General features: G+C 65.5%; 14 protein-coding genes and 1 pseudogene. 8 read left to right on the plus strand and 7 right to left on the minus strand.

Going from position 1 to position 21,148, the window contains the following annotated elements; all coding sequences use genetic code 11:
- Positions 1–44 precede the first annotated feature (44 nt).
- From LG367_RS12350 to LG367_RS12365, 4 genes are all read right to left on the minus strand, one after another.
- Complete coding sequence (locus LG367_RS12350) at positions 45–2,948, minus strand: TonB-dependent receptor plug domain-containing protein (RefSeq protein WP_226469552.1); 2,904 nt, start codon at positions 2,946–2,948, stop codon at positions 45–47.
- 184 nt (positions 2,949–3,132) lie between these two features.
- Entirely contained in the window at positions 3,133–4,236 is a 1,104-nt protein-coding gene (locus LG367_RS12355; RefSeq protein ID WP_226469553.1) for a LacI family DNA-binding transcriptional regulator, read from the minus strand.
- The gene (locus LG367_RS12360) at positions 4,233–6,629 is read right to left on the minus strand and encodes a GH92 family glycosyl hydrolase (protein ID WP_425490961.1); all 2,397 of its coding nucleotides are present in this window, start codon (positions 6,627–6,629) and stop codon (positions 4,233–4,235) included. Before LG367_RS12360 ends, LG367_RS12355 begins: the two co-directional genes overlap by 4 nt.
- Positions 6,630–6,978: 349 nt before the next feature.
- Complete coding sequence (locus LG367_RS12365) at positions 6,979–8,355, minus strand: OmpP1/FadL family transporter (protein ID WP_226469554.1); 1,377 nt, start codon at positions 8,353–8,355, stop codon at positions 6,979–6,981.
- 198 nt (positions 8,356–8,553) lie between these two features.
- Here LG367_RS12365 and LG367_RS12370 point away from each other — a divergent pair, with 198 nt between their 5' ends.
- The 3 genes from LG367_RS12370 (at position 8,554) to LG367_RS12380 (ending at position 10,208) form a co-directional block, all read left to right on the plus strand.
- Positions 8,554–9,246 (plus strand): rhomboid family intramembrane serine protease, encoded by a 693-nt coding sequence (locus tag LG367_RS12370; RefSeq protein ID WP_226469555.1) that lies wholly within the window; start codon positions 8,554–8,556, stop codon positions 9,244–9,246.
- Positions 9,247–9,333: 87 nt separating this feature from the next.
- Positions 9,334–9,663 (plus strand): DUF1820 family protein, encoded by a 330-nt coding sequence (locus LG367_RS12375; protein WP_226469556.1) that lies wholly within the window; start codon positions 9,334–9,336, stop codon positions 9,661–9,663.
- A gap of 62 nt (positions 9,664–9,725) precedes the next feature.
- The gene (locus LG367_RS12380; RefSeq protein ID WP_226469557.1) at positions 9,726–10,208 is read left to right on the plus strand and encodes a hypothetical protein; all 483 of its coding nucleotides are present in this window, start codon (positions 9,726–9,728) and stop codon (positions 10,206–10,208) included.
- Between the two features lie 54 nt (positions 10,209–10,262).
- Here LG367_RS12380 and LG367_RS12385 read toward each other — a convergent pair.
- Positions 10,263–11,624, minus strand: a pseudogene (locus LG367_RS12385) (S41 family peptidase); the annotation flags it as partial.
- 113 nt (positions 11,625–11,737) lie between these two features.
- Positions 11,738–12,949: a murein hydrolase activator EnvC family protein gene (locus LG367_RS12390; RefSeq protein ID WP_226469598.1), complete on the minus strand. Its 1,212-nt coding sequence runs from the start codon at positions 12,947–12,949 to the stop codon at positions 11,738–11,740.
- Positions 12,950–13,157: 208 nt separating this feature from the next.
- Between LG367_RS12390 and LG367_RS12395 the strand changes: the two genes are divergently transcribed.
- The 3 genes from LG367_RS12395 (at position 13,158) to LG367_RS12405 (ending at position 16,434) form a co-directional block, all read left to right on the plus strand.
- The gene (locus tag LG367_RS12395; protein ID WP_226469558.1) at positions 13,158–13,859 is read left to right on the plus strand and encodes a DUF4097 family beta strand repeat-containing protein; all 702 of its coding nucleotides are present in this window, start codon (positions 13,158–13,160) and stop codon (positions 13,857–13,859) included.
- Positions 13,860–13,929: 70 nt separating this feature from the next.
- The gene (locus LG367_RS12400) at positions 13,930–15,672 is read left to right on the plus strand and encodes a M28 family metallopeptidase (RefSeq protein ID WP_226469559.1); all 1,743 of its coding nucleotides are present in this window, start codon (positions 13,930–13,932) and stop codon (positions 15,670–15,672) included.
- A gap of 369 nt (positions 15,673–16,041) precedes the next feature.
- Positions 16,042–16,434 (plus strand): MAPEG family protein, encoded by a 393-nt coding sequence (locus LG367_RS12405; RefSeq protein WP_226469560.1) that lies wholly within the window; start codon positions 16,042–16,044, stop codon positions 16,432–16,434.
- A 7-nt stretch (positions 16,435–16,441) separates the two neighbouring features.
- Here LG367_RS12405 and tyrS read toward each other — a convergent pair whose 3' ends face one another.
- The gene (tyrS, locus tag LG367_RS12410; RefSeq protein WP_226469561.1) at positions 16,442–17,662 is read right to left on the minus strand and encodes a tyrosine--tRNA ligase; all 1,221 of its coding nucleotides are present in this window, start codon (positions 17,660–17,662) and stop codon (positions 16,442–16,444) included.
- Between the two features lie 183 nt (positions 17,663–17,845).
- Here tyrS and LG367_RS12415 point away from each other — a divergent pair, with 183 nt between their 5' ends.
- Together LG367_RS12415 and LG367_RS12420 are read left to right on the plus strand one after the other, a co-directional pair.
- Positions 17,846–19,306, plus strand: a complete 1,461-nt coding sequence (locus LG367_RS12415) for a M23 family metallopeptidase (protein ID WP_226469562.1) — start codon at positions 17,846–17,848, stop codon at positions 19,304–19,306.
- Between the two features lie 695 nt (positions 19,307–20,001).
- Positions 20,002–21,117: an anhydro-N-acetylmuramic acid kinase gene (locus LG367_RS12420; protein ID WP_226469563.1), complete on the plus strand. Its 1,116-nt coding sequence runs from the start codon at positions 20,002–20,004 to the stop codon at positions 21,115–21,117.
- Positions 21,118–21,148 lie beyond the last annotated feature (31 nt).

The following is a 21,148-nucleotide window of genomic DNA, read 5'->3' on the forward strand; positions in this document are numbered from 1 at the left end:
ATGCCGCATCCGCTTCCTCCCCGCCTGTCCCGGCGCGATTGCTATCAATCGAACTTATAGACAAATTCCGCGGAGATCTCGCGACCCACTCGCGAAAACACGCGCTCGTTGGCGTAGATGAAGAACATCTTGTACGGATCCTTGTATTCGGCCTCGTCGAACAAGTTGTCGACATACAGATTGACGCGGGCCTGTTCGGTCAGCTGGTAACCGGCCGTGAGATTGAAGTAGATCGGCGCCTTCAACTTGCTCACGTGCCTGCACACGCTGGCGTCCTGGCCCGGCAATGTCGGTGCGCATTCGCCGTATCGATCGCCGTTGGTGTGGCCGAGACGGTTGGCGAACAGGGTAGCGGTCCACGGACCACGTTCCCAGCTGACGCTGGCGCGGGCGAAGGTGCGGATTTCGTCGTCGCGCCCCTCGATCAACGGCGAGCCCTTGTCGCGGCGCGTGTTGGTCTTCAGCTGATTGGTGTAGTTGAAGGCGAAGCTGAAGTCGCCCCATGCGGTGGCCGGGAGGCGATAACGCGCGGATACGTCGACGCCCGCCACTTCACGATAAGAGAGGTTGATCGGGCCGCTGAATACCGAGCGCACCTGTCCCAACGGATAGTTGCTGTCGGGCAAGCCTGACGCGTTCGTGCCCGGCGCGCTGCGGGTCACGCGCGAGGTGATGCTGCTGCATTCGGCCGAGCCGGGCGTCACGCGAAGCGGGTCGCCCGCGTTCTTCGGCACGCCGTTGATGCATTCGCTTTCCAGTTCGAGGATGTCGGTAATGCTGAAATCCTGGACCTGGTTGTCGATGGTCATGCGCCAGTAGTCCGCGCTCAACGACAGATTGTCGGTCGCATCCCAGACGAAGCCGGCGCTCCACGACTTGCCGGTCTCGCTCTCGAGATTCAGGTTGCCAGTGCGGGCGATGTCATGGCGGTAGTACAGGTCCTGCGTACCGCAGCTGGGCTGCATGTCGCGCCGCACGCAGTTGGCGATGTCGGCGTCTTCCTGCGTGCCGGTGCCGCTGGTGGCGAACAGGTAATGCATGTCCGGCGCGCGGAACGTGGTGTTGTAGGCGGCGCGCAGCAGCAGTCTTTCGACCGGACGCCATTCCAGGCCGGTGTTCCAGGTGAAGTTGCCTTCCTTGCGGCTGTCGTCCTTGTAGTGGTCGTAGCGGCCGGCCGTGGTCAGATTCAACGAGGCCAGCAGCGGGAACTTGAACTCGACGCCGGCCGCGTAGCGCTTGCGATCGCCGCCGCCCTGGTTCACGCCGCCGGGCTGGTCGTACTGCTTGTTCGGACCGTAGGTGAGTGGATCCGGACGCAGGCGATAGCCCTGCGAGCCGGCTTCCAGCACGCCAGCGAATCCCACCGGACCCGCCGGCAGATTGAACAGTTCGCCATTGACCGCGAACTGCGCCTGATTCATCCACGACTCGGCGCTGCTGTGGCCATGCGTGGTCATGGAGCGGAACGCATCGGCCGACATCGGGCTCCAGAAACGTTCCTGGTTGAGCGTGTAGATCGGCGTGCCATCGGCGGTCACACCCTGCTGCGCACCGAGGAAATAATTGTCGATCGCGCCCTGCACGATGGCGGGGAAACTGAAATCCACCTTGTATTCGGTGCGGCCGATCGTGGCGTCCCAGTCGAACTTGTCGCCGAAGTGACCGCGCAAACCGCCCGCCACGTCCCAGGATCGTTCATTGGTATAGAACAGGAACGGTGTGCGGCTGCCGCCGGCTTCGCGCACGGTGAAGGCGCGACGCCCCTGCATGCGCTGGCCCAGTTGCGGGTCGTACCAGCTGCCGCCGCGGCCTTCCAGTAGGGTGAATCGCAGCGCTTCGTCCTGGCGCGATTCGCCTTCGCTGTCCCACAGCGAGGCGCTGACCCACGCCTCCATGCCGTTGTCGAAGTTGTATTGGAAATTGCCGAACGCCGACTTGTTGTCGGAACCGTTGCGGAGGCTCCACAGCGCATTGCCCTTGCCCTGGGTGCAGCTGTAGCCGGGGAACTCGGGCGCGTTGCCTTCGTTGCCGACGAAATTGTGCAGCGGCAGATCCTCGAAGCGATCGCAGGCGCCAGTGGGTGGCGTGATCCGCTGCTTGTTGTTGACGTCGATCAGTTCCACGCCCCAGATCCACGGCCAGGCGTCGTTGACGAGCGGCTTGACGCGGGAGGAGGGCTCGTAATCGGAATCGACGAACTCGCGATCCCCCGCGAACAGCGTCTCGCGGCCGCTCCATTGCAGACCGTACGTGGCGCTCCACTTCTCGCCGGTGCGTCCGCCGACCCAGGACAGGTCGAACGAATCGCCGCCACCGCGCGTGGTGGTGCCGCCTTTCAGCCGCACTTCGTCGCCGTTGTAGTTCTTCTTCAGGATCACGTTGATCACGCCGGCCATCGCGTCGGAGCCGTAGATGGCCGAACCGCCGCTGGCCAGCACTTCGATGCGCTCCACCATCGCCATCGGGATGTTGTTGAAGTTGGCGAAGTTGCCGCGGCCTTCATACGGCAGCGGGTAATCGGCGACGCGGCGACCGTCGATCAGCAATAGCGTGCGGCCGGGGCCGAGGTTGCGCAGGTTCAACGGGCTGGCATTGGGCGTTGGCCCCTTGTTGACGTCGGCCTGCACCGTGCCGGTGACTTCGGTCAGCGTGGACAGCGCCTCGTAGACATTGGAGAAGCCTTCGCGCTTGATCTGGTCGGCGCTGATGATCGTGACCGGCGCCGGACCTTCGACCTGTGCGCGCTTGATGCGCGAGCCGGTCACGGCCACCTTTTCCAGTTCGGTGGCGGCCGGCGCGGTGCTCGCGGCCGGCTGCGGCTCGGACGATTGCGGCTCGGACGGCTGCTGCTCAGACGGCTGCGACTGTGCATATGCCGCATGCGGCATGGACAGGACCGTCAGCAACGCGGCGGCCAGCGTGGATGTCTGGATCTTATTCCCCTTCATGCCACTCCTCCCAAAGAGCATTTCGAATATCGAACTCGTAGTGATGTGTTTTATTGGTTTTGAACGATCTAAATCCACTCGCGCGATCGCCCGTCCGCGGCCGTCGAACGGCTTTAGATGGCGATCCGTTGTGTTGCGGCGATCCGTCGCTCGGAATCGATGCGTCGGCGCGATGTGCACCGGCTCACGATGCCGCCCCCTTGGGTTTGCAACTGCTGCCTCGTACCACCAATCGCACCGGCGCGGTGGTCTGTCTTTCCTCGCCTTCTTTCGTGCCGATGCGTTGCAACAGGAGTTCGGCCGCCTGCCGGCCACGCTCGCGCGGATCCACCGCCAGCGTCGTCAGCGGCGGCGCGGCGAAGGCGGCTTCTGGAATGTCGTCGAAGCCGGTCACCGCGAAATCCTCGCCGGGCTTGCGCCCGTGCCGCACCAGACCGAGCATCAGGCCGAGCGCGACGGCGTCGTTGTAACAGACCGCCGCGGTCGGTGCGTCCTGCGCACTGACGTTGGCTGCATTGCCATCCAGAAACAGTGCATCGGCGCGCGTGGCCGCGGCCAGCCGAGTCGGCGCTGTCTCGACGAACCAGTGCGGCAGCGGTTCGATCTTCGCCGCGCGCATCGCATCGGCGTAACCCGCACGGCGTTCACGGCACGAACTGGAATCGGCATGGCCGCCGAAGAAGGCGATGCGGCGATGGCCGAGTTCCAGCAAGTGTTCCGTGGCCATGCGCGCGCCGTTGCGGTTGTCGAGCACCAGGAAATCCCAGTGCGCGCCGGTCAGTTCGCGGTTGAACACGACCACCGGCGAGCGCTGGCCGAGCACACGCTCCAGACGCTCGCCGTCGCTGTGTTCGGCCGGCGAGAGGATCACGCCCGCGGGCTGGTGCTCCATCAACGACGCCAGCACCGCTTCCTCGCGCTCCGGCGATTCGCTGGTGTTGCCCAGCAACGTGACGTAGCCCCGCGCGCCCACCGCCTCGTCGACGCCGGCGGCGAATTCGGCGAAGAACGGGTTGGTGAGATCGTTGATCACCAGCGCGATCGACGAGGACGTGCGCCGGCGCAGATTGGCGGCGCTGCGGTTGTAGATGTAGCCCTGTTTCTTCAGTTCCGCTTCCACGCGGGCGCGCGTGTCGACATGCACCAGCGGGCTTTCGCGCAGGACCAGCGACACCGTCGCGCGCGACACGCCGGCCGCCTTAGCGATGTCGTTGACGGTGATGGCCTGCGTCGAGCGTTTGCTCGTCTGGCTGGCCTTCGGTCTGGTCCCTTGCTTGCCTGTTGTCACGGCATCGTTCCTCGTGTCGAACACGGCGAAGACGGCAGTGCCTCCGCACGCGTTCCCCAGCCCTGCTCGGGAGGCGTCGTGGTCAGGTCGAACCGGAGCGTCCCGCCTTCCTCCAGACGCTTCCAATCGACCCAGACCTGCGGCTGCGACTTGTCGTCGTAGCGAACATTCTCCACGTACTGTACGCGATTCGCATCCGTGCCCGGCGCCTCGATGCGCAGGGTCTTGCCGTTGCCCAGATCGAGCTCGACCTGCTCGAAGCGCGGCGGATTCAAGAGAAACTGCCCGGTGCCCGGCACCGCCGGGTACAGGCCGATGCTGCTGAACAGATACCAGGCCGACATCGTGCCCAGATCGTCATTGCCGGTGACGCCGTTGGGCGCGTTGGTGAACAGGTGTTGCGCCGCGCGCAGCACGGTCGCCGTCTTCCACGGCGCGCCGATCAGCGTGTACATCCACGGCGCGTGCAGGTCGGGCTCGTTGTTGGGGTTGTAGCGGTACTGGTTGTAGTAGCTGTAGGGGCCGACCACCCAGTGCTTGCGCGCGCCCTGCTGCGGATCGGCGAGCAGATCGTCGTAGGCGAAGAACAGGTCGAGCCGCTGCAGCGCCTTGTCCTTGCCCTGCATCGCCTCAACCAGGCCGTCGACGTCCTGCTGCGCCAGCCACTGGTATTGCCAGGCGGTGCCTTCATGGAAACCGTGCTGCGAACGCGGGCTGTATTCGCCGCGCGGCGGGCTGTACCAGCCGCCACCTTCCATGCGTGGCCGCGGGAAGCCGGTGAAGCCGCTTTCGTCACGCGCCTGCGCGTCCCACACGCGATGCCAGTTGCCGCCGCGCCGGCGCAGCACCGCGGCATCGTCGACATGTCCCAGCGCGCCGGCCATCTGCGACAGCGCGCAGTCTGCCAGGGCGTACTCCAGCGTCGCCGAACCGCCATGGGTTGTATCGAGGTCCATTCCCTTGGCGGGAATCGCGCGGTCGTACTGGACGAAACCTTCCTTCAAATAGTTGGTATTGCCCGAACGCCCGGCGTGCCGCGACTGCAACGGCGGCATGCCGAACGCGTTCTTGCGCAAAGCGGCGTAGGCGGCCTGCTCGCGCCCCTGCAGCGCGCCGAAGCGCCACAGGTCGACCAGGAACGGCGTCACAGGATCGCCGGTCATGATGTTGGTGTCGAAGTTGGCGTAGCCCCAGCGCGGCAACCAGCCGCCTTGCTCGTCGATGGCGAGCAGCGAACGGGCGATGTCGCGCGACTGCTGCGGGCGGATCAGCGCCAGCCACTGGTTCTGCGAACGGTAGGTGTCCCAGAGCGAGAAGTATTCGTAGTAGGTCCAGCCGTCGGCGCGGTGGATCTGTTCGTCGTAGCCGCGATAGCGGCCGTCCGCGTCGTTGCCGATCAGCGGCTGCAGCAAGGTGTGGTAGAGCGCGGTGTAGAACACCTTGCGATCGTCGGCGCTGCCGCCGCGCACGCGCACGGACGAGAGTTCCTTCTGCCAGGCGGCCTGCGCCTGCTTGCGCATCGCCTCGAAGCCGAGCAGTTTGCCGCCCTGCATACCATCGCTGCGCAGGTTGTTGCGCGCGCCCTCGGCATCGACGTGCGAGATGGCGCTGATCGCGGTGACGCCGCGATCCTTGCCGAGATCGAAGCTCACCCACGCGCCATTGGGCTTGGCCTCGCCCTCCATGGCGTGGCGCGCGTCCGGATTGGCGCCATCGCCGTCCCAGGTGCCGAAGGCACGGAACGGGCGGTCGAACTCGATGCGGTACCAGGTGGTGTACTGCTGGCCGCCGCAGAAGCTCTTGCTTACCAGCTTGCCTTCCACGACGCGGTCGCCGACCACGTTGATCGTGCTGCCGATGATCGAATGCCGCTCGGCGGCCTGGCCGACGTTGATCAGGACGTGTCCGGTCTTCGCATCGCCTTCGAACGTGTAGCGCTCGGCCGCCGCATGCGTGCGCGCCGTGGCTTCGGCGGTGATGCCGCCGTAACTGGTGAGGCGCACCTTGTAGTAGCCGGCCTGGCCGACTTCACCCTCGTGCGTGTAGTCGGCGCCATAGAGTTTGTGATCGAAACTCTTGGGATTGCTGGTATCGAGCGTGCCGCCAGCACCAATCGTGCCGGTGATCGGCAGCACCGACACCAGTCCGCCCTGTTCCCAGCAGCCGGCACCGGAAATGAAGGAATGCCCGAAGCCGCGGATCTTGGGATCGTCGTAGCGCCAGCCCGAGTAGTGCGAGCCGATCGGGCTGACCTGGATCTGCCCGAACGGCGCGGACGCGCCGGGATAGGTGTTGCCGTCGTCCTTGGTGCCGATGAAGGTGTTGACCTCGGCACTGAGGGCGTCGTCGGCGGCGATCGCGGTGTTCGCGCCCAGACCGCCAAGCATCAGCATCGCCAGCGCGGCGCGATGCACGAACCGGCGGTGGACCGCGGAGGCCGCGTCCGGCATCAGGATCCGTCGCGCGCGCGCGAGGGTTTCGAGGCGTTTTTTCGTCGACATGTCGCTCTTGGAGTTAGATCGATCCAAACACTCGGGAAATTTTTTTGGAACGATTCAATGTGCAACGTTCCCGGACGTAATGCATCTTGCAGTGCATCAAACCCGGCATGACCTGGACGCTCCGTCTTCCGTGTTGAGGACACGGTCACACATCGTCGGCTCGCACGACCAATCCGATCCCGCAAAAACAAGACAGGGCGCCATTGGCGCCCTGTCTTGATTGACACGAGGGTCGAACGACTCAGAAGCGGTACTGCGCCGAGACGCCGAACAGGTTGGCGTGACCGTCGTACTTGCCGTCCAGGAACGCGCCCTGGCCCGAACCATTCGGATCGCTGCCCAGCGCGATCTTCGGCGTGTCGGCCAGCTGGATGCGCGTGTAGCTGCCGGACAGTTCGAAGTTCTCGCTCGGCGCCCAGGTCAGACCGATCGCGTACCAGTTGCGATCCTGGTCAGGCATGCGCGGGGTGCGATGCGGCAGGCTGATCGGCGATTCATCGCGGGCGATACCGGCACGCAGGGTGAAGGCGTCGTTGATCTTGTACTCGCCACCGAGCGAATACATCTTCGAATCCTTCCAGCTGTAGTCCTCGACCACGTCCTCTTGGACAGGATTTTCGAACTGGATGCGGATTTCCTTCAGCGAATGCCAGTCGGTCTGCGAGATTTCGCCCATCAGCGTGAAGCGGTCGTTGAACTGGTAGGTGGCGCTGAGCGTGTCGACGCTGGGCGTCGTCAGCGCGGCACCGCCGCCGGTGTTCTGATACTGGCCCGGACGCACCAGCGCCAGCAGCGGCGAGACGTTCGACGGCACTTCGAACCGGGCACGGCCGTCGATGTCGAGGTCGATCTCGGAGCGGTGGGTATAGCCGATCGACAGCTGATCGGTCGGACGCCAGCTCAGGCCGAAGATCCAGCCGATGCCGGTGTCGTCACCCTTCACCGAAGCATAGCCGTCGTTCTTCTGCGGGCCGTACGGCGAGGTGGGGCCGCACAGCGTCGGCGCGAGCTTGCACACGCCGGTGCCGAAGTCGATCGCGTTCGACAGCGTGACGTCTGCGCGCTCGTAGACCAGGCCCACGCCCGCGGAGAAGCGGTCGCTGAGCTTGAGCGAGGCGGCCAGGGTCAGGTCGACGATCTTCACGTCGGACTTGACGGCGTGATAGCGGCCGACCCAGTTGCGGTCGTATTCGGTCTTCAGGCCGAACGGCGCGCTGATCATGGCGCCGAGGGTCAGGTACTCGAAATTGCCACTCAGCGGCAGGATGAAGGACGCCGCCGGGACCGGGGTGACGTCACCGGCGTCGCCGCCGTTGCCACCATTGAGCGGATTGCCGAGGCCATCGGTACCACCGCCCTTGTACTTGAAGGACAGATCGATCGCGGTGAGGTCGCCCTGCACGGTCTTCTGTTCGAAGGTCGACATCAGCGCCGGGTTGTTGACGACGACGGAGGCGTCGCCGAGCGCCGAAGCGGAGCCGGCCATGGCGCGGCCCTGCGCCTTGACGCTGTTTTCCTTGAGCTGGAACGCCGAAGCGTGGACCTGGCCGAAGGCCAGTGCGCCGGCAATGCCCAGCGCGAGGGCGGAAATTTGGGTGTAGCGGTTCTGCGTTTGCATTACGGTTCTCTCCGAGGGACAGGGTCTCGTTTTCATTTGCACTGGCGCCGTGCGACCCGGGCGATGTGTCCCGCCCTGCGTCGTCCCTGCCGGAAGCCCTCCCGACATACGCCGCCGCATGCACTATACCTCGATATGTGAAAATTTCGCTCATGCCAGGGGTCATGGCGAGGCCGGAGCGGGTATCTTGGCGGCCGCATGTTTGTTCCGATTCCTACTCGCCGCCATTCATCTTTGCGCTGGGCCACGCCGATGCTGGTGGCGCTGCTGTGGCTGGCATTCCTGTGGGCCAGCACGCGACCCGATGCAGCGCAGCGCGCGCTGCTGCTGGAATGGGGCGCGCTGAGCGGCGGACAGCTGCCCGCCGACATCCTGCGCTCGTGGGCGGACGGCGGACGCTGGCTGCGTCTGATCACGGCGCTGTTCCTGCATGCGGACTGGGCGCATCTGCTCGGCAATCTGGTGTTCCTGCTGATCTTCGGATTGCCGGCGGAACGGATGATGGGGCCGTGGCGGTTCCTGCTGCTGTTCCTGCTCGGCGGCGCGGTCGCCAATCTGGTGGCGGTGCTGGTGATTGGTGTGCCGGACCGGCTGATCATCGGCGCGAGCGGCGCGGTCTCGGCGGTGATCGGTGCGTATCTGGCGCTGTTCCCAGGCGCGCGACTGGGCGTGGTGCTGCCGCTCGGCGTGTTTCTGGAATTCGTGCGCGCGCCAGCTTCGCTGCTGATCGGAATCTGGGCGCTGCTGCAGGTGGTGTTCGCCTACATCGGTCCGGCATTCGGCGCGGTGGCGTGGGCGGCGCACGTGGCCGGCTTCCTGTTCGGCGTGGGGTTCGCGCTGCTGGCGCGGGCGGGGATCGCGCGCAGGTTGCGCAAGCAGCGCGGGTACTAGGCTGCCATCACGCGCGATCATCGCGTTGATCATTGCGTTCGCCGGCGGGCAACCCCACGTTTGAATCCCCAGTCCTACAATGCCCGCATGACCAGGTCCAAGACCGCCCTCTTCAAAGTCGTCTTCCACAATCACGGCAAGATCTACGAGCTGTACGCGCGCCAGGTATCGGCGAGCGACATCTGGGGATTCACCGAGATCGGCGACCTCGTGTTCGACGTGTACGACGGCGTGGTGGTCGATCCGACCGAGGAACGCCTGCGCGACGAATTCGGCAACACGCGCGTGCTGCACGTGCCGATGCACAGCATCGTGCGCATCGAGGAAGTGGAAAAGAAGGGGCAGTCGGCGATCCGCGATGCCGAATCCGGGGAGAAGGTCGTCACTCCCTTCCCGCTGCCCGCCAAGCCGAGGTAACGCCAATGTCCGCGTCGCGCTTCCGTGCCTGCTCCCGAACGCTGACCGTTCTGGGACTCCTCGTGGCGACGACCGCATGCGATCGCGCGGCGGTGCCCGAACCACGCGTGGACGCACTGCCGCCCGCCGCGACACCGGCGCCGCGCAGCGATGCCTTCGACGTCGTGGTCTCGCTCTCGCCGGTGGCGGCGCAGCAGCTGGCGCAGACGAAGGAAGGCATCATCGTGTCGGCCGACTATTTCGGCTATCCCACCGTCGCCGCGCAGCAACAGAAGCTCGCCGATCCGCGCGAGCCGTGGATGACGCTCAAGCGCGCGCAGATCGAACTCGCCGCCAGCGGCGGCACGGCGCACTTCGTTGCCACGAGTTTCGACGAGAAGCAGCTCGGCCTGATCGAGAAGGGCGAGCCGCAGGTCAACATCAACGTCTATTCGGCGCGCAAGGCCTCGCAGGACAACGTGCTCGACTGCGGCATGTTCCAGGACACGCTGCAGGTGGCGGCGCAGGAACCGATCAAGATCGAGTGCAAGCTGATCGCGGAATAGGCGCGGCGAAACGCCGGGCCATCCCGCGATCAATCGGTGATCAGACGACTACTTGCGCGTCTCCGCTGCCGGCGTCGCCGCCTTCGCGGTGGTCGCTGAGGGCTTCTTCAACTCCGTCAGCGCGGCGGTGATCGGCCCATCGCCTTCGAGCACGTCACCCGCGTTGCTGCCGGCGATTTCCTCGTCGCCGCGCAGATGGCCGGGCAGCATCGCCTCGGTGTAGTCCATCGGCTTGGCGTCGGCCTTCTCCGGCTTCAGCACCACGTCCGGATCGATGCCGCGCGCCTGGATCGACTTGCCGCTGGGCGTGAAATAGCGCGCGGTGGTCAGCTTGACCGAATCGCCGTTGTCCAGCGGCAACAGCGTCTGCACCGAGCCCTTGCCGAAGGTGCGGCTGCCGATCACGCGGGCACGCTTGTTGTCGTGCAGCGCGCCGGCCAGCACTTCCGAGGCGCTGGCCGAACCGGCGTCGGCGATCACCACCACCGGCGCACCGTTCATCAGGTCGCCCGGCACCGCGGTGAATTCCGCATCGCTGACGGAGATGCGGCCGCGCGTGCTGACGATCTTGCCGCTGTCGAGCAGGTCGTCGGCGATCTGCACCGCCGAGGTGAGCAGGCCACCGGGATTGCTGCGCAGGTCCAGCACCAGTCCGCGCAGCTTGCCGCCGGCGCCATCCTGCAGTTTGCGCAGCTGTTTCTCGAACTCGGACGCGGTGTCGGCCTGGAACGCACTCAATCGGATGTAGCCGTAACCCGGCTCCAGCATGCGCGAGCGCACGCTGACCACGCGGATGGTTTCGCGCTTGACGGTGATGTCGAGCGGTTTCGCGGCGCCCTCGCGCACGACGGTGAGCTTCACATCGGTGCCGGGCTTGCCACGCAGCGGGCCCTGGCCATCCTCGTCGCTGGCCGGCGTGAGCGGCTTGCCGTCGACGGCGGTGATCAGGTCGCCGGCCTTGATGCCGGCGCGCGCGGCCGGTGTGTCGTCGATCGGCGCGATCACGCGCACGGTGCCGTCCGGCTGCTGCTGCACTTCCACGCCGATGCCGTCGTAGGCGCCGCTGGTGTCTTCGTCGAATTCCTGGGCGTCGCGCTTCTCGAGATAGGCGCTGTGCGGATCGAGATCGAGCAGCAAGCCCTTGATCGCCGAGGACATCAGTTTCTTGTCGTCGACCGGATCGACGTAGGCCTGCTTCACCGCGTTGTAGACGTTGACGTAACGCCGGATCTCCTCGAGCGGCACCTTGGTGGCGGCGCTCTCGGCGGCATCCGGATCATCGCTCGCGGCGGCCTTCTCGTCGGGGGGCGAGGCCGGCTGCGCTTGCGCGGGCGGCGTGCTCTGCGCAGGCACGTCCTGTGCGAACGCCGGCCCCAGCAGCAGCGCGAGGGCGAGAATCGAAAGCGGTCGACGCATGAAACACTCCAGAATGACGTGGGTTCGACCGCATGCGGGCAGCCGGGTTCAGTCGATTATGCGGTGCGGCGGACGGGTTTCGTTAAACAAGGCTGACCCGCACCGTTCCGTGCTCACTGTCGTTGCAGCCAGCCGCGGGGATCGACCGGCTGCCCATTGCGACGCAGTTCAAAATACAGCGCCGGCCGGCCCTGGCCGCCGGAACTGCCGACGCTGGCGACCGCGTCGCCGCGCTTGACCTGCGTGCCGGCATCCTTGAGCAGGGCGTCGTTGTGCGCGTACAGGCTCATGTAGCCGTTGCCGTGATCGATGATCAGGATCATGCCGTAGCCGGTCATCCATTCGGAGAACACCACGGTGCCGTCGGCGACCGCCTTCACCGTCGTGCCGGCGGGCGCGGCGATCAGCACGCCCGAACTCTTGCGCCCGTCCGGCATGGTGCCGCCGTAACCGGCCAGCAGGGAGCCGGACAGCGGCCAGCCCAGTCCGCCGACCTGGATCGGCGCGGTCTTCGCCACCTGGATCGGCGGCTTGTACGCGCGCGGCGGCTTGCCGGAGGCCACATCGCGCTCGCGTTCACGCGCGGCCGCCGCGGCGGCGGCCCGGCGTTCGGCCTCGGCACGCGCGGCGGCGGCGCGCAATTGCGCCAGCAGTTTCTGCAGCGCTTTCGCGTCCTGGCCGAGCGCCTTCTCACGCGAGGCGCGATCGCGGTAGCGCTTGTCGAGAGCGGCCACGGTCTCGGCGCGTTCGCGCCGGTCGCTCTCCAGCTCGGCGAGCTGCATGCGCTGCTGCTTGCGCGAGACGCTCAACGCCGTCTGCTTGTCGGCGATCTCGCGCTCCACGCGCTCGAGTTCGGCCAGCTCCGTGGTCAGCGTCGCGATGCGCCGTGCGCGATCGCGCTGCAGGTAGCGGTGATAGGTGAGGGTGCGATTGGCGTCGGCGGCGGTGTCCTGCGACAGCATCAGCTTGAGCGGCGCGTCATCGCCGACGGTGTAGGCAGCGCGCAGCAACTGCGTCAATTCGGTGCGCTGCGCACCGAGTTTCTTCTGCATGGCGTCACGTTTCGCGCGCAGTGCGGCCAGCGAGGTCTGCTGCTGCACCAGCTCCGCTTCGGTACTGCGCAAGGCGCGGGTCGAGGTGCCGACCTTCTCATCGACCGTGCGCAGCTGCCGGCTGGCATCGCCGCGCTGTCCTTCCAGCTTGCGGCGTTCGGCGGCGACGTCCTTCAGCTCGCGGTTGATCTTCTCGAGCTTGCGCTGGGCCTCGCGCGTGCTCTTCTGCGCCTGCGCCTGCGCGTCGCCGACGGTAACGGCCGTCAGCAGCATCGTGATCAGGACGAAACCGCGCAGCAGCGAGCCGGATGCCTTCCGCCCGGACAGGGCCGGCGGGACAACGGACTTCGGGCACTGCCAGGTTTCGGGCACGTCGTTGTAGCCAGTGACTTAGGACAGATGCGATTGTAGCGAAGCGGGTGCAGGCTCACCGCAACGGGCCGATGCCCCCACCCATCCCGCCGCACGCTGGAGTTCCGCCATGTTTGTCTTGCCCCCGACCCGCCGTCTTTCCCCCTTCGTGCTCGCCATCGCACTGGCCCTCGCCGGCCCGGCCGCCTTCGCCGCCGACGGCTCCGACGTCGACAAGGTGAACGGCAGCATCACCGCCGAAACCGGCAAGACCTATGGCGACCTGAACACCGTCAACGGCAGCGTCACTCTCCAGGACAGCGCCCGCACCGGTGATGCGGAAACGGTGAATGGCAGCATCGAAGCCGGCAACAACGTGACCACCGGCGGCCTCAGCACCGTCAACGGCAACGTCCGCGTGGGCACCGGTGCGCAGGTGAGCGGCGGCATCGAGACCGTCAACGGCAGCGTCTTCGTCGACCGGCGCAGCCACGTCGCCAAGGGCGTGGAAACCGTCAACGGCGCGATCGGCCTGGTCGCGACCGAACTCGGCGGCGGCATCGAAACGGTCAACGGCGACATCACCGTCGGCATCGACACGCGCGTGCACGGCGACATCAAGGTCAAGAAGCCGAGCGCGAGCTGGATGCCGATCAGCCTCGGCAGCAAGCGCAAGCCGCGCATCATCATCGGCCCGAACGCGGTCGTCGACGGCGAACTGGTGTTCGAGCGCGAAGTGGTGCTGTATGTACATAAGACCGCCCGCATCGGCAAGGTCACCGGCGCGACGCCGGTCGCTTACAGCACGCCGCGCGCGCCTGCCGGCGAGTAAACCGCCGGCACTCTCCTTCGCCGCGCGTCACCGCTTAGAATCCGGGGCTCCCCGTCCTTCGGAGTTCCGGATGCGTCATCGTCCTCTGCTGCTCTGCCTGGCCATCACGGCCGCTCTCACCGCCTGCCAGCGCGAACCCGCCACGCCAGCCGCGACCGCGCCGGAGTCCACGCCCGCCGCCGCGGCACCGGCACCGACGCATACCTTCGCCGACGACATCAACGCCGACGATTTCGCCGAACTGGTGAAGACGCTCGCCTCCGACGCCTTCGAAGGCCGCGGCCCCGGCACGCCCGGCGAGGAGAAATCGGTCGAGTACATCAAGTCGCAGTTCGAACGCATCGGCTTGAAGCCCGGCATCAACGGCGCCTGGTTCCAGGATGTGCCGATGACCGAAACCACGGCCGACGAAACCACCGACCTCAAGCTCGAGGTGAACGGCAAGCCGGAAATATTGAAGTTCGGCACCGACATGGTCGTCGGCACCCGCACCGGCCAGCCGGAAGTGAAGATCGACGGCAGCGACCTGATCTTCGTCGGCTACGGCGTCGACGCGCCCGAGCGCAAGTGGAACGACTACGCCGGTCTCGACGTGAAGAACAAGACGGTGGTGATGTTCGTCAACGATCCCGGCTTCCACACCGGCGACGCCTCGCTGTTCGAAGGCAAGCGCATGACCTACTACGGGCGCTGGACCTACAAGTTCGAGGAAGCCGCGCGCAAGGGCGCCGCCGCCGCGCTGATCGTGCACGACACGCCCGGCGCCTCCTACGGCTGGGATGTGGTGAAGAACTCCTGGTCCGGCGCGCAGTACGACCTGCGCGCGGCCGACGATCCGGCACCGCGCCTGCCCGTGCAGGGCTGGCTGACCGCCGATGCGGCGAGGAAGCTGTTCGCCGAATCCGGCCTCGATCTCGATGCGATGTACAAGGCCGCCAACAAGCCCGGATTCAAGGCGATTCCCCTGAAGGCGAAGCTGTCGCTGGACCTGAAGAGCAAGATCACCGAGAAGCAGTCGCGCAACGTCGTCGGCATCCTGCCCGGCACCGACAAGCCCGATGAAGCCGTGGTGTACATGGCGCACTGGGATCATCTCGGCAAGCACGAAGGTGAACATAATCCGGACGGCAGCGGCGACAACATCTACAACGGCGCCGTCGACAACGCCACCGGCGTGGCCGGCATCATCGAGATCGCCGGACAGTTCGCCAAGGCGCAGCCCGCGCCGAAACGTTCGCTGGTGTTCGCCGCGGTGACGCTGGAGGAATCCGGCCTGCTCGGCTCCAAGTACTACGTCGCACATCCGGCCATTCCGCTCGACAAGACGGTCGGTGTGATCAACATCGACGCGATGGGCGTGGCCGGACGCGCGCGCGATCTCGTGGTCGTGGGCAAGGGCAATTCCGAACTGGAAGACATCCTCAAACCGATCGCCGACAAGCAGGGCCGCACGCTGGTGGAGGAAAGCTCGCCGCAGAACGGTTCCTACTTCCGCTCCGATCATTTCAACTTCGCCAAGGCCGGCGTGCCGGCGCTGTATGCCGAGGGCGGCGACGATCTGGTCGAAGGCGGCAAGGCCGCCGGCGAAGCCGCTGCGAAAGCCTACAACGAACAGCGCTACCACAAGCCCGCTGATCAATTCGATGCGACGTGGAAGCTGGATGGTGCGATCGAGGATCTGCAGGCGCTGTACGGCGTCGGCCGCGTGCTCGTGGATGGCGCCCAATGGCCGAACTGGTATCAGGGCAATGCCTTCCGTGCCGCGCGTGACAAGATGATGTCAGGCAAGTCCGAAACCACGCCGGCGAAATAATTCACTCGCGGCTCCGAAGCCCCTTTTCCGCGAGCGGAAGAGGGGCTTTTTATTTGGCTTTATTGCGTCTTGCAACCTATACGCAGCCTTCACCGCGGAACTGTTTTCTTGTTTCCCAATGCTTCGGGGAGCTGCTTGCCTGTTGCGGAAACCGGCGTGATGCGTGCGGTGACGTGTTCCGTTTCGTCTACGCGCCAGGCAAGCAGCCAGTTTTTGTTCCGACGCATCACACCGACACCGAATTTTCGGACATGGCCTGCCGCTGCGGGATGTCCACCGCATAACCTCCCCTCTTTTCGCAAATACGGCTGTTCAAGACGAAGCCGGTGCGTCAAGCTGCGCGCCATCACCCAAGGGGAGGAACTGCTGATGGCCGCTGCCTACTGGTGCATCGTGATCGCCGCACTGCTGCCTTATCTGTGGGTCTTCGTCGCCAAAGCGGGTGGGCCGCGCTACGACAATCGCGATCCGCGCGGCTGGGTGAGCAAACAGGAAAACCCGCGCGTTCACCGCGCCAACGCCGCGCATCTAAACGGCTTCGAGGCGTTCGCGCCGTTCGCCGCCAGCGTGCTGATGGCACAGTTCGGCGGACTCGATCCGCAGCGCATCAATCTGCTCGCGATGATCTTCATCGGCGCGCGCATCCTGCACGGCATCTTCTATCTCACCAACAAAGCGCCGCTGCGTTCCCTCACCTGGCTCGTCGGTCTGGGCTGCGTGCTGGCGCTGATGGTGCAGGCGGCCATCGCGATCACCGACTGACGCGCGCCTAACCGGCGACCAGCTTCACGCGTGCGAAGTTGCGCTTGCCTACCTGCAGCACCACCTCGTCTCCAGGCTTGAAGATCAGGTGTCCGTCCTCGATCACGGCGCCGTTCACACGCACGGCGCGTTCGCGCAGTTTCTGATTCGCCTCGCTATTGCTGCTGGTATTCCCCGCCGCAGTCAGTAGCGCCGTGATGCGCAACCCCTCGACAGGAACCGTCACCTCACGCAATGGCAGCAGCGTCATGTCGCCCTCGCCGCGCACAGCCGCGTGCCAGCCTGCGATGGCGGTATCGGCGGCCGCGGCATCGTGGAAGCGCGTGGCCAGCTCACGCGCCAGGCGCAGCTTGACGTCGCGCGGATTCAACTGACCCGCCGCCACTTCGCCCTGCAAGCGCTTGGCTTCGTCGACGCCGATCTCGAAGCTCAACAGCTCGATCCAGCGCCACATCAATTCGTCGCCGATCTTCATCGTCTTGTTGACGATGTCGATCGCCGGCTCCGAGATGCCGATGTAGTTGCCGAGCGACTTGCTCATCTTGTGCACGCCGTCCAGGCCTTCCAGCAGCGGCATGGTCAGCACGATCTGCGGCGCCTGGCCGTAATGCTCCTGCAGGCCGCGGCCCATCAGCAGGTTGAACTTCTGGTCGGTGCCGCCGAGTTCCACGTCGGCCTTCAGCGCGACGGAGTCGTAACCCTGCACCAGCGGATACAGGAATTCGTGGATGGCGATCGACTGCTGCGCGGCGTACCGCTTGGCGAAATCGTCACGCTCGAGCATGCGCGCCACCGTGTGCTGGGCGGCGAGGCGGATCATGTCGGCGGCCGCCATCTGGCCGAACCACTCGCTGTTGAAGCGCAGCTCGGTACGGTCGCGGTCGAGCACCTTGAACACCTGCTCGGCGTAGGTCTCGGCGTTGGCCAGCACGTCCTCGCGGGTGAGCGGCTTGCGGGTGACGTTCTTGCCGCTAGGGTCGCCGATCATCCCGGTGAAGTCGCCGATCAGGAAGATCACCTGATGGCCGAGGTCCTGGAACTGCCGCATCTTGTTGAGCAGGACCGTATGGCCCAGGTGCAGATCCGGCGCGGTCGGGTCGAAACCGGCCTTGACCCGGAGGGGACGGCCGAGCTTGAGACGGGCCTCCAGTTCCTCCTGTTTGAGGATCTCATCGGCACCACGGGAGATCAGGGCTAGGGCTTGGGGGAGGTCGGTCGATTCAGGCACTTGGGACAATCCGAGAGATGACGATCGCAGTTGAAATGTGAAGGTTAGTGTAAAAGATGAGTTAAAGCGACGTTAAGGCAAAACCACCAAAACCCCCTGTTACATCAATGACTTGACGCTACCTTTTCGCGTGTCTATGGTACCGCCCTTACACGCCCTTCACGCTAGGGCCGGGACACCGCAATGACCGAGCCGACCCTGTCGCGAGACGCAGCCCATCGCCGCGTCCTCTCCAACAATCTTCGCGACGCGGCACGCAACAGCACCGAGCTCGGTTCAGATCCTCTCCGTCAGCGCCTCGGCTTCGGCGGCCGCTGGACGCGCCGTCATTGGGCCCACGCCAGCCTGTTCGCCTCGCTCGGCGCGCTCGTGGCGGCGATCGTGCCCGGTTTCTCCAACACTCTACAGGCCCCGGCCGGCGCGCAGCGCACCACCATGTCGCTGAGCCTGCCGCCGCTGGCGCTGTCGAAACAGCAAGGACAGACCGGCGACAGCTGGCAGATCGTCAGCGTCAATCACGGCGAGACGCTGAGCCACCTGCTCGACCGCCTCGACGTGCCGGAAACCGACCAGCAGCGCCTGCTCGAACATCCCGGCCTGAAGAAATCCCTCGCCAAGCTCAAGCCCGGCACCGAACTCGCCTTCGACATGCCGGTCGGCGCCGACGGCAAGCCGGCCGCCCTGCGCAGCTTCCGCTACGACCGCGACGACAGCCATCGTGTGGAACTCTCCCTCGCCGGCGAGAAGGTCGCCGAGAAGGTGATCGAGCGTCCCACCGAAACCCGCACCGTCGTGCTCAGCGGCAAGGTCGGCGGCTCGCTGTACCGCTCCGCGCGCAAGGTTGGCCTCTCGGGCGGCGCCATCGACACACTCACCGACGACATCTTCAAGTACGACATCGACTTCAACTCCGACGTCGGCGCCAACGACCGCTTCAGCGTCGTGGTCGAGCAGACCTGGCGCGAAGGCGAACTGATCAACACCGGCCCCGTGCTCGCCGCCACCTTCACCTCCGGCGGCAAGCTGTACAGCGGCTTCCGCTTCGTGCGCGACGGCAAACCCGAATACTTCACCGCCGACGGCCGGCCGCTCAAGCGCAGCTTCATCCGCATGCCGATCCCGTACGCACGCATCACCTCCGGCTTCGGCATGCGCCGGCATCCGGTGCTCGGCCGCATGCGCGGACACATGGGCGTCGACTACGCCGCCGGCTCCGGCACCCCGATCATGGCCGCGGGCGACGCACGCGTTTCCTTCGTCGGCTGGAAGGGCGGCTATGGCCGCACCGTGATCCTCGATCATGGCCGCGGCTACTCCACGCTCTATGGCCACATGTCGGCGTTCGGCAACATCCGCGCCGGCCAGCGCATCGCGCAGGGCACGATGATCGGACGCGTCGGCAGCACCGGCCTCGCCACGGGTCCGCATCTGCATTACGAATTCCGGATCAATGGCGTGCATCGCAACCCGCTCTCGATCACGATGCCGCCGCCGGAACCGTTGTCTGGCGTGCAGTTGGCGGCCTTCCGCTCACAGGTGGGGCCCGCGCTGACGCGGATCGCGAAGGTTGAGAACATTATTTATGCCGGGGATACCGGGACGCGGGTTGCGGCTGCGTTGGGGCGGCGTGGCAAGAAGGGGTAAGTCTCTTTCTGCTGTTGTCTGTTGTTGCTGGCTGACTAATCGCTAGCGTTTTAGCGAAGATCAAAAGCGTTTCGTCCGCTGCGCGGCCGAGTTCATTTCTTTTGGTAAGCGCCACTGCACGTGCAGGAGCGCGTGCGAACGGCGAAGCCGGCCCCGAAGGGGTGAGCGCCATGGATGGCGCGAATCAAAGAAACGAACCAAAGAAAAACGCTTTTCTCGACACAGCAATCCCATGGCGGGAAGTGCCCCAGGATTTTCCGACTCACCATTCATGGCTCGGTCGGAAAACGGCGGGCATCCTGCCCGCCGCCCTTCGGGTCTAGAGGCAGGTTTGGCTCGCAAAGTTTTCAGCAAGAGCAAAAGCTTTGCTCGGCTTTGCTTCGTCCTTCGCTTCTAAAAAAGCTTGAACGCCCAGACAACCGGAGACCCGAAGGGCGGCGCACAAGGATGTGCGCCGTTTTTCGACCGAGCCAGGAGGGCGAGTCGAAAAATCCCGATAGCAACGAAACTCTGGGGCTGCTTCGTCGGGGAAAGCGTTTTTCTTTGGTTCGTTTCTTTTGACGCTTATCAAAAGAAATGAACTCGGCCGCGCAGCGGACGAAACGCCTTTGACTTTCACAACCAACAACCAAAAGCAAAGCATTCCCCAAACAAAACCAGTTACCCTTCCCACACACCCCAACCCTCCAACCCAAATGCTCTACTTGGGCCTCATCTCCGGCACCAGCGTCGACGGCATCGACACCGCCATCGCAAGCTTCGACGGCAAGCCCGAGCTCATCTTCGGCCGCACCTACGCCTGGCAGCCCCAACTGAAAGAGCGCCTGGTCACCCTCGGCCAACAATCCGCGACCCTCACCCTCGACGACATCGCCGAACTCGACGTCCGTATCGGCGCCGCCTTCGCCGAAGCCGCGCAACGCGCGCTCGCCGACAGCGGCACGCAAGCCAAGCAGATCACCGCCATCGGCTCGCACGGACAAACCCTGCGCCATCGCCCGCACGGAGAATTCCCCTATACCCTTCAACTCGGCGACCCGAACACGATCGCCGAACGCACGGGCATCCGCGTGGTGGCGGACTTCCGTCGCCGCGATGTCGCCGCCGGCGGCCACGGCGCTCCATTGCTGCCCGCCCTGCACGCGGCGCTGCTGAGTTCACCGGACGAAGATCGCGCCGTGCTCAATCTCGGCGGCATCGCCAATCTCACCTTGCTGCCAAAACAAGCCGCCCAGGCCGCCGCCGATCGCAGCCACGTGCGCGGCTTCGACACCGGCCCCGCGAACGGATTGATGGACGCGTGGTGCCTGCGCCATACCGGCCACGGTTTCGATCGCGACGGCGCGTTCGCGCTGTCAGGCAGGGTCGATGAAGTACTGCTCGCGCGGCTGCTCGACGAATCCTGGTTCGCGCTGCCGCCGCCGAAATCCACCGGCCGCGATCAGTTCCACCTCGGCTGGCTCGAATCCAAGTTGGCGGGCAATGAAATCCCGCAGGATGTGCAATCCACTCTGCTGATGCTCAGCGCACGCAGCATCGCCGATGCCTTGCGCGCCGCGCAGCCGCGTACCGCGCGCGTGATCGCCTGCGGTGGCGGCGTGCACAACACCGCGCTGATGTCGGCGCTGGCGGCGATGCTCCCGGAATGCATCGTCGAATCGAGCGCGGCGCACGGCATCGATCCGGATTTCGTCGAGGCCATGGGCTTCGCCTGGCTCGCGCATGCCACACTGCAAGGACTTCCGGGCAATCTGCCCAGCGTCAGTGGCGCGAGCGGTCCGCGGATTCTCGGTGGCATCTATTCGGCTTGATCGTCGCCTGTCATCCGCGATCGGCCGCGTT

The sequence above is a fragment of the Luteimonas panaciterrae genome, assembly GCF_020511115.1.
GTDB classification, from domain to species: Bacteria; Pseudomonadota; Gammaproteobacteria; order Xanthomonadales; family Xanthomonadaceae; genus Luteimonas; species Luteimonas panaciterrae.